Genomic DNA, 12,544 nt, shown 5'->3' on the forward strand with positions numbered 1-12,544 from the left:
GTCGATATTATTTTTCGTTAGTGCCAAAACTAAAAAACCACTCCGTAGAGTGGTTTATATAATTTTGATGAATGTTTACACTATTTTAAGGTGAAAGACGATCTATCTTCCAACTGAAGTCGTTTTGAAGTTGGTATCGGATTCTATCATGCAATCGGTTAGCTCTCCCCTGCCAAAATTCTACTTCTGTGGGTCTGACTAAAAAACCTCCCCAATTCGAAGGTCTCGTAATTTCTTTATCTTGAAAATCTTTTTCCAGTTGTTTTAGCTTTTCGTCGAGGAATTCTCTTGAAGGAATGACTTCGCTTTGTGGAGAAACTATAGCACCCAGCTTGCTCCCATCGGGGCGGGAATCAAAATAATTATCGGAAATTGTTTCAGTAGTTTTCTCGGCAATTCCTTTGATAATCACCTGGCGTTCCATACTGTGCCAAAAGAACGAAAGACACACATGAGGATTGTTGCTAATGGCTTTGCCTTTTTCGGAATTGTAATTGGTGTAGAAAATGAAACCTTCTTCGTTGAATTTTTTAAGCAATACTACTCTCGATTTTGGAAAACCATCCAAACCGATAGTGGCTACTGTCATCGCATTGACTTCCTCTACTCCTCCAAACTCTTCTGTTTCGTAGAACCACTTGTTGAAAAGATTGATGGGATCTTCGGGAATACTGGTTTCCAGCAGTTCGTTTTTCTCGTAGGATTTTCTATAGTTGCTTAAGTCTTTCATTATAGTATTGTTCTATGTGGTAAAGTTACTAAGATTTTAAATTATAAAATAGACTACTTTTTAGCCCTGATGGGAGTGGCTACCCTGTAGCGCGGACAGCAGGAATTGCGACTACTGATAAGACCCAAGCCATTCGCTTCTAATCAAATTCGAACGTTTTACCATCATCGGCCAGCAGCGTATTAGGGAAAATGGTTTCAGCTTCTTCCCTGAAAAGTTCAATATTGCTGTAACGCGTGCTGTAATGGCCAAGCAGCAGTTGTTTAACATTTGCCTTTGAAGCAATAGTCGCGGCTTCTTTGGCGGTACTGTGCATGGTTTTTTCAGCTTTGTCAGCTTCGGATTCGAGAAAGGTGGTTTCGTGATACAACACGTCTGCGTTTTCAATTATTGGAACGATGCTTTCATCATACATCGTGTCACTACAAAAGGCATAGCTTTTTGCCGGTTCGGGGTCAAAGGTTAATTCCGCATTGGGAATGATGGTTCCGTCATCTAAAGTGATATTACCACCATATTTTATCTTTCGGTAATAAACGGCATCTATTTTATAATGTTCGGCTGCTTCAATATTCAGTTTTCGCTCTTTAGGTTTTTCCTGAAATAAAAAACCATTGGTATAAATGCGGTGTTTCAAAGGAATGGTTTTGACCACTACTTTTTCGTCTTCATAAATTACTTCACTGGTTTTCGATTCTAATTCATGGAAATACAGATTGTAGCCGGTGAATGAATTAGCGTAACGCAACTGCAACAAAACAATTTCTTTGATGCCTTTGGGACCATAGACATGTAAATCGGTTTGGCGGTTGAGGAGCATGAAGGTAGAAATCAATCCTACCAATCCATAAAAATGATCGCCGTGCAAATGGGAAATGAAGATGTGGTTGATTTTGGAAAACTTGAGCTTGTTTTTGCGCAGCTGCACTTGGGTTCCTTCACCACAATCAATAAGGAACATTCGGTTTCTGATTTCAAGAACCTGTGATGTTGGATTGGTAATTGTTCGAGGAGTGGCTGCGTAGCAACCCAGTATGGTTAACTTCATGGTATTAAAATCCTAAATCACGCTCTATCTCTTCCATTTCTATAATGTCGTGAGCTTCTAATAATGTTGGTACCAAAGTAATGCTTTTGGGCACTGCATTGAAATTAAGATTGTCGGCTACCAACACCAACGACTTTTTCTCTTTTTTCTGTGCTTTAGCCATATCCGTGAAGGCTTTTACATCATCCATCGTTAATTCTTTGTCGTGAGTTAAATCAAGAATAAGGTTTTGACTTTTATACGTATGGTATTCCTGAAGCAGCTTTTGAAGAAAGTCTGCTGTTTTGCCTTGAGTGTTTCTAATGATAGTGGTGTGTCCTTTGTGTTCTACTTTCATTTTGGGATCTGGATATTTATTATGATGCTAATTTACTAAGATTTCGTCACTCATCGACTATTGCAGTCGGTAAAATGCAAAGGCAATTGCAGTTCATGGAATTTATTGGTTTTTCATCGGTAAACGACACTTTTTTTTAACATTTTATAGACGAACGACACAATAAAAACGCTGAAAGTGCCCGAATTCATTGGTTTTGTCGATTAAACGACTTTTGAGGTTAGTTATCGAAAATATTTCCGGTGAGCGAACTGTCGCCGTAGTTTTGAATCAGAAATAACAACTAAAACAAAATATTATGACAACAACTAATAACACAACAACTCAAAAAAATGTAACTAACGTTAGATTATTTGTTTTATTCGTTTTATTAGTATTGTCTTCTACTGGAGTTTTTGGACAAAACACTACAACAACGGCTTTGTCAACTACAACTTCTTCAACTCAAGTTTCAGTTGCTAAAGAAACTACTGCAGTTATCACTACAGCAAACGGAATTGCTACTATGGATGTTGCTTCTTGGTTAATGGGAGAAAATAACACTAACGGTGTTAAAACTAACGCTACTAACTTCGGAAAAAAACAATTGATTAATGCTGGTGTTAGTACTAACAGTGTTTTAGTTAGATCATTCTTGAAAAAAGTAGTTTCTCAAGAAAGTAGTGTTGCTTAATTTTAAGTTTAGTTTAGATTACAAATATAATTTGGTTAGTTTTGGAAACGAAAAGTCCCGATAAATCGGGACTTTTTATTTTACGTTTTGTTTGAAATAGACTTCCGTAGCGCCTAAGCCATACTTCTGATAATTGGCATCCTGAAAGGAAAGGTTATCATAGCGCCCCAGCATAAAGTCGAGCTCCGATTTTAAAACCCCATCGCCTACTCCATGAATAAAGACAATTCTTGGAATTCTATTTCTTATGGCGAATTCGATATGTTTTTTAGCGGTTTCGGATTGCAAGGTTAAGATTTCGTAATTGCTCATTCCTTTAAAGCTTTTGACTAACTTCTCGATATGCAAATCAAACTCGGGCACTGGGATTTCTTTTTTGGATTTTTTCTCTTTATTAATGTAATTCGGTTTAGCGACTTCTTTTTCACTAATAACCTGATTCTTATTAAAACTGAAATTCATCTCGTTAGAGCTTCCCATTTTAATGAGTTCACTGCTTTTAAAAGTCATAGTAAAACCGTCAGCCGTTTCTATAGTAATTTCGGAACCATTAACACCTACTACAATACCGTCAATGGCATCGTCTAAAACCGAAACCTTATCTCCTTTCGCTATCATCTTGCTCTTCTTCTAAAGATTCTTCTTCAATCTCATGATTATTGTTGTGCAAAGTCCTGGCACTCAATTGCATCATGCCATACATAAACACAACGATGGCAACGATTAAAATATAAATGTTGGGTTTGGCTTTTGTTTGTTCGTACAAACCTAGTATGATAGCTACAGCCATTATGGGCAGAATCAGTTTTCTCATGGGTTTTCTTTAGTATTCAAAAATAAAAAAACCAGCTGGATTAGCTGGTTTTAAAATGGATATATTTTTTACTTTTCAAATTGCTTTAGTGTCTTAATGATTATCGCAACACAATCGAGTAATTGTTCTTCATTCATGATCAATGGCGGTGCAAAACGAATAATGTTTCCGTGGGTTGGTTTGGCCAGTAAACCGTTATCACGTAACGCCATACAGATGTTCCAAGCAGTATCGCTTTCTTCCGTATCATTAATTACAACAGCATTTAACAATCCTTTACCACGAACTAAAGTCGCGATAGTAGAAGTTTCAATATATTTTGCCAATTCCGAACGGAATAGCTTTCCTAATCGTTCAGCGTTTTCGGCTAGCTTTTCATCTTTTACTACTTCTAGAGCGGCAATAGCCACAGCAGCAGCAATTGGGTTTCCACCAAAAGTTGAGCCGTGTTGTCCCGGTTTGATGACATTCATGATAGCATCATTGGCCAAGACCGCCGAAACCGGATAAGCACCACCTGAAATGGCTTTACCTAAAATCAAAATATCAGGTTGAATATTTTCATGGTGAACGGCTAATAGTTTCCCGGTACGGGCAATTCCGGTTTGTACTTCATCGGCTATGAATAACACATTATGCTCTTCGCACAAAGCTTTGGCTTTCGCCAAATAACCTTCGCTTGGCACATACACTCCGGCTTCCCCTTGGATAGGTTCTACCAGAAAACCGGCAACATTTTTAGAAGACGTAATGGCATTTTCCAAAGCCTCAATATCATCGTAAGCTATTTTTATAAAACCGGCGGTGTAAGGACCAAAGTTTTTACGGGCATTTTCATCGTTGGAAAAAGAAATAATAGTAGTCGTTCTTCCATGGAAATTGCCATCACACACTATAATTTGTGCCTGATTTTCGGCAATGCCTTTCTTTTCGTAAGCCCATTTTCTACACAATTTTAAAGCGGTTTCTACAGCTTCAGCACCGGTATTCATGGGTAATACTTTGTCAAAACCAAAATAATTGGTGATGTATTCTTCGTAAACGCCTAATTTATCATTGTAAAAAGCACGCGAAGTTAGTGTTAACGTTTGTGCCTGCTCTATCATAGCGTTCACAATTTTTGGATGGCAGTGTCCTTGATTTACGGCGGAATAGGCTGAAAGGAAATCGTAGTATTTCTTTCCTTCTACATCCCAAACATAAACCCCTTCCCCTCTATTTAGTACTACGGGTAGTGGGTGATAATTGTGGGCTCCGTACTTGTTTTCTAATGCAATAGCATCGGCTGACGTTAATTTTTCTAAAACTGACATTGTAATTGAATTTTTAATCTGATCTCGTTACAGATTATTTATTAAATCGCAATTCCTTCTTATTGGAGAGAAATCATCCATAATTGGTGTAAAAGTATAAAAAGATTTTCAGATTGTTAGACAGTTAGACTGCAAGATTGATGGAAGTTATTCAAACTGTAAATACAATAGTGCGGCGGCGGCGGCTGTCATCAGTATCAGAGCAGTAAAACCTAAAACATTAGAGAATCTGCTGTTAGTGAAAGCCCCCATAACCTCTTTATTATTGGAAATATGTAAAATGATTGCAATCAAGACCGGCGCAGTTAATCCATATAAAATAGCTGTATAAATCAATGCTTTTACGGGCGAAATGCCGATATAATTTAAAGACAAACCTAAGATTAGTGATATGGCCATCACGATATAAAAGGCTTTGGCTTCGTGGAATTTTTTATCTAAACCTTGTTCCCAACCAAAGGTTTCCGTTATGATATAGGAAAGGGAACCGCTTAATACGGGAATCGCCAATAGCCCTGTGCCAATAACACCAATAGCAAAAAGTAAATAAGCAAAGTTTCCGGCCAAAGGTTTTAACGCAGCAGCTGCCTGCTCTACAGTGTCTATCTGATGAATACCTCCTTTAAACAAAACCGTTCCTGTAGTAAGAATAATAAAAAACATTACCACACCCGAGAACGACATCCCAAAATCAACATCTTGTTTCATGTCGTGGATGATTTTTTTATTAACTATCAAATGTCGTTTCTTGTGTGACATTTCTTCAACCTCCATCGAAGCTTGCCAAAAGAAAAGATAAGGAGAAATCGTTGTTCCCAAAATCCCGACAAGAATGCCAACAAATTCTTTATTAAATTCTATAGTAGGTATAAAAGTGTTTTTAGCAATGTCAAGCCAATCCTGTTGGTATAAAAACGGAACTATTAAGTAAACCAGTAGCACTATACATAAGTATTTTAATGTGGCTGCTATTTTTTGATAAGGCAGATAAATAATCAAAAACAATAAAATAATGGTAAAAACCACACTAAAATAAGTAGCTTCTATTTTTGGAAAAAGCAAGTTACCCACCGCTCCCATTCCTGCTATATCTGCTCCTATATTCATTACTATGGCCGGAAAACTGAAAACCAGCATTACATATAAAACCGGTTTTGGATAATGTTTTTTTAAAGCACCGGTTAAGCCTTGTGAAGTGACCAACCCTATCTTGGCACACATTTGTTGTATACTCGCCATCAAAGGGAATGCAATTAACGATGTCCATAAAGTGGTAAGACCATAGGCGGCACCTGCTTGTGAGTATGTAGCAATTCCAGAGGGATCATCGTCACTGGCACCCGTAATTAAACCGGGACCTAATATTTTCCAAAACCTAATAAACTTATTATTTTTTCTCACAGGAGTGTATTTACTACTAATTTAAACCTAAAACAGAGGACTATTACCGCTCTTGAAACATTTTCAGCAACGTATTGACCGTATTCCAATTTCTGGTGGTTGACATGACATTCATACTTTTCTCAATCCATTTGTTGTCTAGTCTTGTTTTGGCTGGTGAGATATCGTATTTTAGATAGATGCGTTTGCCATCCAACTGAATTTCATCGGGTTTGATAAAGTTCAGATTGAGTTGGGTAATCATATTATCCGGAAGCTCGGCAGAAATAAAGGAAACATACAGCTTTTTCAAATCAACGCCTTCATCATTTAAAAACCCATTTCTGTCTAAACACGCCTGCAAGTCTTCCTGACCAATCACAATCACCGGTACATCATGACCAAATTCCTTAAAAATTTCCTGTTTAATCAGAAAGCCAACTTTAGCCGGATTTTCCTCTTCGGTATCCACAAACACATTTCCCGATTGGATATAAGTAATCACATTGTTAAAACCAATGGCCTCCAACGCTTTTTTCAACGCCTCCATTTTAATCATTTTATGTCCCGAGACATTGATGCCGCGCAATAATGCTAAATGAGTGTACATCTTTTTAAATTTCTACTAAATTATATTTTTTTCTTAAATCACTCCCAAGTTTTATTCAATAGTTTATTTTTGCCCCATGGGAAGAAAAGTAACGAACAAAATCATTTTTGAAAATATAACGGTTTTAGATGCCGGTGCCAAAGGCGTATCGGTAGCCAAAGCCCCAGAAGGTCAAGTCATATTCATACCTAATGTTGTTCCTGGCGATGTGGTAGATGTGCAAACGCTTAAAAAACGCAAAGCCTATTTTGAAGGCAAAGCCATCAAATTTCACGAGTATTCTAAAGACAGAATCGAGCCGATTTGCCAGCATTTCGGAGCCTGTGGCGGTTGCAAATGGCAGAATATGAACTACGACAAGCAATTGTTTTATAAAAATCAGGAGGTATTCAACAACCTGAAACGCATCGGTAAAATTGAGTTGCCAACGTTCGAACCCATATTAGGGTCGGCCAAACAATTCTTTTACAGAAACAAAATGGAATTCGGGTTTTCAGATACCCGCTGGTTGACCGAAAAAGAAATCCAATCCGAGGAAACCTTTCAAAAAAATGCTTTAGGTTTTCACATTCCGAGAATGTGGGACAAGATACTAGACATCGAAAAATGCCATCTGCAGGAAGATCCGTCGAATGCCATCCGCAACGAAATCAAATGTTTTGCTACCGAGAACAACATGACTTTCTTCAATGCGCGTAATCATGAAGGTTTATTGCGAACCTTGATGATTAGAACGGCATCCACTGGAGAAATCATGGTGTTGCTTCAGTTTTTTAAAGAAGACAAAGCACAACGCGAATTGTTGTTAGACCACATTCATACTACATTTCCGCAAATTACTTCTTTACAATATGTAATCAATGGCAAAGCCAATGATACGCTGTATGATCAGGATATCAAACTTTATAAAGGCAGAGATTATATATTAGAAGAGATGGAAGGCTTACACTTTAGCATTAATGCTAAATCATTCTACCAAACTAACTCGGATCAAGCCTACGAATTATACAAAATCACTAGGGAATTTGCCGGATTAACAGGAAACGAAGTGGTCTATGATTTATACACCGGAACCGGAACCATTGCCCAGTTTGTATCTAAACAAGCTAAAAAAGTTATTGGCGTGGAAGCCGTGCCGGAAGCTATTTTTGATGCTAATGAAAATGCCAAACGCAACAACATTAGCAACTGTGAGTTTTATGTGGGTGATATGAAAAACGTTTTTAATGATGATTTCATTACACAACATGGTCAACCGGATGTAATTATTACTGACCCGCCAAGAGACGGCATGCACAAAGATGTGGTAGAACAAATTCTGAAAATAGCTCCGGAAAAAGTGGTTTATGTAAGTTGTAACTCGGCCACACAAGCTCGCGATTTAGCTTTGATGGATGAACATTATAAAGTAACACGCGTGCGACCGGTAGATATGTTTCCGCAAACGCATCATGTCGAAAATGTTGTACTTTTGGAAAGACGATAAAATTATATGAAAAAGATACTGTTCCTATTGGTAGTTGCTATATCCTTCTCCGGCTGTGAGAAAGATGACATTTGCACCGAAGAAACCACTCCCCGATTGGTTCTGGAGTTTTATGATATTTCAAATCCGACAACCCTGAAAAAAGTTGTGAATCTGAAAGCCATTGGCGATGGCCAGACAAACGGTGTGGTATTCAATGATGCTACAGATGACACGAAATACTTGACTAATGAATCATCGATTATGCTTCCTTTACGAACCGGTGAAACTAGCACCACCTATCACTTAATATTGGACAGTAACAGCGCTACTAACGCAAACGAAGACATACTTACCTTTAATTATGCCACCCAAACTGTTTTTGTATCCAGAGCCTGTGGTTATAAAACCATTTTTAATCTGAATGATCCCAATGGATACTCTCTTTCTGATGCTACTACACCCGGTGGTCTTTGGATTCAAAGTGTAAGCGTTCAAACAAATTCTATTACTACCGAAAATGAAACACACATCAAAATTAGTTTTTAGTATTGGGTTGGTGTTGCTTTCATTTTTAGGAACGGCACAAGAAAAAGACAGCCAGAAAAAGGATAGTATTCCGCCTAAAAAAGAACGCTATGGTTTGCGCCTTGGTGTTGATTTATTCAAACTAACCCGTTCGTTTTACGAAAAAGACTATCGTGGTTTAGAATTGGTTGGGGATTATCGATTGACACGTCGTCATTATATAGCCGCAGAAATTGGGAACGAAAACAAAACGGTTGACGATGACCGATTGAACTTTACAACCAAAGGAACTTATCTGAAAGCCGGTTTTGATTATAACACTTATGAGAATTGGCTCAACATGGAAAACATGATATATGTGGGGATGCGCTATGGAGTAAGTAGTTTTAGTCAAACCCTAAACAGTTACGAGCTCTACAATCCGGATCATTATTTTGGCGATGGAACTGAGATTGTTTCCGGTCAAAAATTCAACGGATTAACAGCACAATGGATAGAAGTGGTCGCTGGGGTAAAAGCACAGGTTTTCAATAATTTCTATGTAGGATTTAGTTTCCGGATGAACCGTCTGCTTTCGCAAAAAGTACCGGATAACTTTGACAACCTTTATATTCCGGGATTTAACAGAACTTACAACGGTAATTTTGGTGTAGGATTTAACTATACTGTTTCCTATTTTATTCCGTTATATAAGTCGACTGTTAAAACAAAAAAGACCGCAAAAAAGAAATAATCAGTATTATTTGATTTCTTTAATTCCGCTGATAAAAACCCATTTCATAAACAGTTTTTCTCCATCGCGGGTTTGAATCGCCTGAAACTTTGGAGCTATTAATGTGCCTACAACAAAAGCTGTTATTGGAATCCAGTACCCTGTTAATTGAGTGTAGTGTTGTATCACATAGCGAAAGGCAATAAACAATATAGCAAAGCAGATAAGATTATAGAGAAACGCTTTTACTTTTTTAGACATGACTTTGGGTTTATTTTATTTTGGGTCAAAGATACTCAAATTACTATTTTTTTAAATTCATATTTATAAAAAACTAATCTGTTAAGCTCAATTTTTCTTAAATTTGAAAAGCGCCCAGCACTGTAATTATCAATGAAAATCGCATCATTATGAAATCACTAAACCAACTCATGCAGGATATTATCCGGCTCACAACCGAAATAGAAACCAACTATCCTGAGCTCTACATTTACTTAAGTGAAACTCCTCTCCCACTTGGTGAAGCCGATCAGAAAACTGTTCGTACCGATGATGTAAAGCAATACCTCGAAACCTTAAAAACCCAATTAGAACATCACATAGAAACCCACAAAAATACTCGTAAATAAATCAAGCGTTACCTTTATAAATGTAAAATTCTCTAATTCAACAACAAAGTACCTGGAATTATTTGAAGTGTTTTTATTTGATAATACTGCCATAGTCTTAGAAGAATTCCTTATTTTTGCCACCGAATTCCCCCCAATTCAACATAAACAAACTAAATACCTACAAAAATGGCAAGCAAATACAATGTCTATTCTGCCCATTTCAAAGAGGATAGTAATGGTTACAATCTTGTAGTCTTATCACAAACCCCTCAAAGAAATGGTTATCAGAATGTATTAGAAATCCCAATTGATGATATTCAAGATATCATTTCTGTATTGCGCAACGCAAGAAATCAGGCTGACAAATTAGCTACAGTTATCGACCAAACCATTACCATCATAGATCCCGATTTATTAAAGGTCATGATTAATCTTTTCCTTTCGGGAAATTCGATTTCACAATTGGTAGATCAATTCAATATGCCTTATGAAACCATCAAATACAATTTGGAGAAGAAAGGCATCATTGTTTTTGATGACGTTTAAATCAACATCCTTAAAATAATAACTAATTCATTCTGTACAAAACATCCCAAATATTTTGGGATGTTTTTTTGTTGGCAACGGCTTTATATCTTAAGTAAACTTTAAAAAACCAACTCCTGTTTTATTTTAAAAAAAGTTTATTTTTGAGCGTCGTTTAATTGCGAAATCGTTAAAAAAAGTTGATTTATGAAGAAATTACTAGTTGGAATTGTTTTTTGTTTGTCTTCTGCTTATGCTACTGCTCAATCAGGATATGAGATTACTATTAATTTAAAAAACTGCAAAGACACCTTAGCGTACCTCACTTTTTATCAGTTTGACAAAACGATGATTAAAGACACCTGTACTAGCATCAAAAATGGTAAAATAGTTTTTTCAGGAAAAAAGAAACTTGATAAAGGCATTTACTCATTAGTAAGCCAGCAAAAATCAATTTATTTTGATTTTTTTATCGATGATGAAACCCAAAAATTAGAGCTAAAAAGTGATGTGAGCACTGATATCTCCAAAGAACTAGCTGCTGTTAATTCAGAAAAGGAAAATGACTTTTTTAATTACATCAAATTCATTAACCAACAAAACAAAGATTTCCAGGAACTGAAACAAAAAAACATTCCTCAAACCAAAAAAGATACTTTGGCGCTCAATGCCAAACGTAAAGACATGGAATTGCGTATTTCTGATTATGAGCAAAAGTTCTTAACAAAAAATCAAGGAAGCTATATCGGCAGTGTGCTTAATCTTAAAATGGAAAAAACTTTAAAAGATATACCAAAAGCCGCCAATGGAAGACCCGACAGCTTGATGGTTTATAATTATTACAAAAAACACTATTGGGAAAATGTAGATTTTAAAGAAGATGCTACTATGCGCAACCCTTTTTTCTTCAACAAACTCAAAAACTATTTTGATAATATTGTGGTGACCAATGCCGATTCGGTTAGCGTTGAAATTGACCGCATGATGGCCAAAACAACACCCGGAAGTTTGCTCAACAAATTGCTGTTGGCCCATTTTACATATGCCTATGAAACATCAACGGTGATGGGATTTGATAAAGTTTTTGTGCATCTGTCTGACAATTATTTCAAGACGGGAAAAGCGGCCGGAATCTATGACGACGATGACGTAGTGCAAAGAATCATCAAACGAGCTGATAAACTGAAACCGCTCTTAATTGGCGCTGTGGCACAAGACTTGTTTATGATAAAGGCCGAAGATTTCGATAAAATGAAAACCATGGGTTTCGAAAATGCCAAAAACAGTGAAGAAATGACCAAAGTGTTTTACCAACACAACGACGAAGTCAATAAAATGTTTGTCAAACTAAGTGAGGTGAAAGCCGATTATACCATCCTTGTTTTTTGGGATGTGGATTGTGGCCACTGCCAAAAAGAAATCCCGAAACTACTCGATGTGTATAACGAACTGATCAAGGATAAAAAAGATGTTAAAGTATACAGCGTATATATGCAACACGAAGGCGATAAATACCTGAAATACATAGCCGAACATCAATTGCCGTGGATTAATGTTTATGATGGTGCTCACTACAATAATGCCGTCGAAAAGTATGATGTTTATTCCACACCGGTTATTTATATCCTAGATAAAAACAAAGTAATCAAAGCCAAAAGAATTGGTGTTGAGCTTATAAAATCCATCATTAAAGACATAGAAGCGGAATATAAAAAAAACAGCTAGTCTGTAACTAAACTTAACAGTAACATAATATTAGCCCATTTACTCATTATCGCTTTTTAGTACTTTTGCAAAA

At 36.7% G+C, this 12,544-nt stretch carries 16 protein-coding genes; 7 read left to right on the forward strand and 9 right to left on the reverse strand.

The genetic code is table 11. From position 1 onward, the window contains the following. Positions 1-85 precede the first annotated feature (85 nt). The 3 genes from pdxH to V7D82_RS03830 all read right to left on the reverse strand — a co-directional run bounded on the left by pdxH (position 86) and on the right by V7D82_RS03830 (position 2,115). The gene (pdxH, locus tag V7D82_RS03820; protein WP_333599648.1) at positions 86-730 is read right to left on the reverse strand and encodes a pyridoxamine 5'-phosphate oxidase; all 645 of its coding nucleotides are present in this window, start codon (positions 728-730) and stop codon (positions 86-88) included. Positions 731-869: 139 nt separating this feature from the next. Further along, the gene (locus tag V7D82_RS03825) at positions 870-1,778 is read right to left on the reverse strand and encodes a ribonuclease Z (RefSeq protein ID WP_333599649.1); all 909 of its coding nucleotides are present in this window, start codon (positions 1,776-1,778) and stop codon (positions 870-872) included. Between the two features lie 4 nt (positions 1,779-1,782). Continuing rightward, a complete protein-coding gene (locus tag V7D82_RS03830) occupies positions 1,783-2,115 on the reverse strand; it encodes a ribonuclease Z (protein WP_333599650.1) in 333 nt (110 codons plus the stop codon). Positions 2,116-2,413: 298 nt separating this feature from the next. Between V7D82_RS03830 and V7D82_RS03835 the strand changes: the two genes are divergently transcribed. Next, positions 2,414-2,788 carry a hypothetical protein gene (locus V7D82_RS03835; protein WP_333599651.1) on the forward strand — a complete coding sequence of 125 codons (375 nt, stop codon included), beginning with the start codon at positions 2,414-2,416 and terminating at the stop codon, positions 2,786-2,788. Positions 2,789-2,863: 75 nt separating this feature from the next. Here V7D82_RS03835 and V7D82_RS03840 read toward each other — a convergent pair whose 3' ends face one another. The 5 genes from V7D82_RS03840 to V7D82_RS03860 all read right to left on the reverse strand — a co-directional run bounded on the left by V7D82_RS03840 (position 2,864) and on the right by V7D82_RS03860 (position 6,905). Beyond that, the gene (locus V7D82_RS03840) at positions 2,864-3,406 is read right to left on the reverse strand and encodes a Smr/MutS family protein (protein WP_333599652.1); all 543 of its coding nucleotides are present in this window, start codon (positions 3,404-3,406) and stop codon (positions 2,864-2,866) included. Further along, the gene (locus V7D82_RS03845; RefSeq protein ID WP_333599653.1) at positions 3,387-3,602 is read right to left on the reverse strand and encodes a hypothetical protein; all 216 of its coding nucleotides are present in this window, start codon (positions 3,600-3,602) and stop codon (positions 3,387-3,389) included. The genes V7D82_RS03840 and V7D82_RS03845 overlap by 20 nt, the downstream gene beginning before the upstream one ends. Before the next feature lie 68 nt (positions 3,603-3,670). Then, positions 3,671-4,915, reverse strand: a complete 1,245-nt coding sequence (rocD, locus tag V7D82_RS03850) for an ornithine--oxo-acid transaminase (protein WP_333599654.1) — start codon at positions 4,913-4,915, stop codon at positions 3,671-3,673. Between the two features lie 147 nt (positions 4,916-5,062). Continuing rightward, positions 5,063-6,316: an NRAMP family divalent metal transporter gene (locus V7D82_RS03855; protein WP_333599655.1), complete on the reverse strand. Its 1,254-nt coding sequence runs from the start codon at positions 6,314-6,316 to the stop codon at positions 5,063-5,065. Positions 6,317-6,359: 43 nt separating this feature from the next. Continuing rightward, on the reverse strand, positions 6,360-6,905 hold the full coding sequence (locus tag V7D82_RS03860; RefSeq protein ID WP_333599656.1) for a DUF1697 domain-containing protein: 546 nt from the start codon (positions 6,903-6,905) through the stop codon (positions 6,360-6,362). A 76-nt stretch (positions 6,906-6,981) separates the two neighbouring features. Here V7D82_RS03860 and rlmD point away from each other — a divergent pair, with 76 nt between their 5' ends. The 3 genes from rlmD to V7D82_RS03875 are packed head-to-tail and all read left to right on the forward strand — an operon-like array spanning position 6,982 to position 9,631. Continuing rightward, positions 6,982-8,391, forward strand: a complete 1,410-nt coding sequence (rlmD, locus tag V7D82_RS03865; protein ID WP_333599657.1) for a 23S rRNA (uracil(1939)-C(5))-methyltransferase RlmD — start codon at positions 6,982-6,984, stop codon at positions 8,389-8,391. Between the two features lie 6 nt (positions 8,392-8,397). Next, complete coding sequence (locus V7D82_RS03870; RefSeq protein WP_333599658.1) at positions 8,398-8,919, forward strand: DUF6452 family protein; 522 nt, start codon at positions 8,398-8,400, stop codon at positions 8,917-8,919. After that, positions 8,891-9,631, forward strand: a complete 741-nt coding sequence (locus V7D82_RS03875; RefSeq protein ID WP_333599659.1) for a DUF6048 family protein — start codon at positions 8,891-8,893, stop codon at positions 9,629-9,631. The genes V7D82_RS03870 and V7D82_RS03875 overlap by 29 nt, the downstream gene beginning before the upstream one ends. Positions 9,632-9,637: 6 nt before the next feature. Here V7D82_RS03875 and V7D82_RS03880 read toward each other — a convergent pair whose 3' ends face one another. Continuing rightward, positions 9,638-9,871 (reverse strand): hypothetical protein, encoded by a 234-nt coding sequence (locus V7D82_RS03880; RefSeq protein WP_333599660.1) that lies wholly within the window; start codon positions 9,869-9,871, stop codon positions 9,638-9,640. Between the two features lie 149 nt (positions 9,872-10,020). Between V7D82_RS03880 and V7D82_RS03885 the strand changes: the two genes are divergently transcribed. From V7D82_RS03885 to V7D82_RS03895, 3 genes are all read left to right on the forward strand, one after another. After that, a complete protein-coding gene (locus tag V7D82_RS03885) occupies positions 10,021-10,239 on the forward strand; it encodes a hypothetical protein (RefSeq protein WP_333599661.1) in 219 nt (72 codons plus the stop codon). A 168-nt stretch (positions 10,240-10,407) separates the two neighbouring features. Next, the gene (locus V7D82_RS03890; protein WP_333599662.1) at positions 10,408-10,767 is read left to right on the forward strand and encodes a hypothetical protein; all 360 of its coding nucleotides are present in this window, start codon (positions 10,408-10,410) and stop codon (positions 10,765-10,767) included. Between the two features lie 186 nt (positions 10,768-10,953). Continuing rightward, on the forward strand, positions 10,954-12,471 hold the full coding sequence (locus tag V7D82_RS03895; protein ID WP_333599663.1) for a thioredoxin-like domain-containing protein: 1,518 nt from the start codon (positions 10,954-10,956) through the stop codon (positions 12,469-12,471). Positions 12,472-12,544 lie beyond the last annotated feature (73 nt).

Origin of the sequence: Flavobacterium sp. (assembly GCF_036741995.1) — a bacterium.
In the GTDB taxonomy this organism is placed as follows: Bacteria; Bacteroidota; Bacteroidia; order Flavobacteriales; family Flavobacteriaceae; genus Flavobacterium.

Excerpts from the sequence above, each read along its gene's own strand:
- V7D82_RS03885 (WP_333599661.1), top strand. The coding sequence starts at position 10,021 with ATGAAATCACTAAACCAACTCATGCAGGATATTATCCGGCTCACAACC.
- V7D82_RS03845 (WP_333599653.1), bottom strand. The coding sequence starts at position 3,602 with ATGAGAAAACTGATTCTGCCCATAATGGCTGTAGCTATCATACTAGGT.
- V7D82_RS03880 (WP_333599660.1), bottom strand. The coding sequence starts at position 9,871 with ATGTCTAAAAAAGTAAAAGCGTTTCTCTATAATCTTATCTGCTTTGCT.
- V7D82_RS03830 (WP_333599650.1), bottom strand. The coding sequence starts at position 2,115 with ATGAAAGTAGAACACAAAGGACACACCACTATCATTAGAAACACTCAA.
- V7D82_RS03835 (WP_333599651.1), top strand. The coding sequence starts at position 2,414 with ATGACAACAACTAATAACACAACAACTCAAAAAAATGTAACTAACGTT.
- rlmD (WP_333599657.1), top strand. The coding sequence starts at position 6,982 with ATGGGAAGAAAAGTAACGAACAAAATCATTTTTGAAAATATAACGGTT.
- V7D82_RS03890 (WP_333599662.1), top strand. The coding sequence starts at position 10,408 with ATGGCAAGCAAATACAATGTCTATTCTGCCCATTTCAAAGAGGATAGT.
- rocD (WP_333599654.1), bottom strand. The coding sequence starts at position 4,915 with ATGTCAGTTTTAGAAAAATTAACGTCAGCCGATGCTATTGCATTAGAA.
- V7D82_RS03825 (WP_333599649.1), bottom strand. The coding sequence starts at position 1,778 with ATGAAGTTAACCATACTGGGTTGCTACGCAGCCACTCCTCGAACAATT.
- V7D82_RS03870 (WP_333599658.1), top strand. The coding sequence starts at position 8,398 with ATGAAAAAGATACTGTTCCTATTGGTAGTTGCTATATCCTTCTCCGGC.
- V7D82_RS03840 (WP_333599652.1), bottom strand. The coding sequence starts at position 3,406 with ATGATAGCGAAAGGAGATAAGGTTTCGGTTTTAGACGATGCCATTGAC.
- V7D82_RS03895 (WP_333599663.1), top strand. The coding sequence starts at position 10,954 with ATGAAGAAATTACTAGTTGGAATTGTTTTTTGTTTGTCTTCTGCTTAT.
- V7D82_RS03875 (WP_333599659.1), top strand. The coding sequence starts at position 8,891 with ATGAAACACACATCAAAATTAGTTTTTAGTATTGGGTTGGTGTTGCTT.
- V7D82_RS03860 (WP_333599656.1), bottom strand. The coding sequence starts at position 6,905 with ATGTACACTCATTTAGCATTATTGCGCGGCATCAATGTCTCGGGACAT.
- pdxH (WP_333599648.1), bottom strand. The coding sequence starts at position 730 with ATGAAAGACTTAAGCAACTATAGAAAATCCTACGAGAAAAACGAACTG.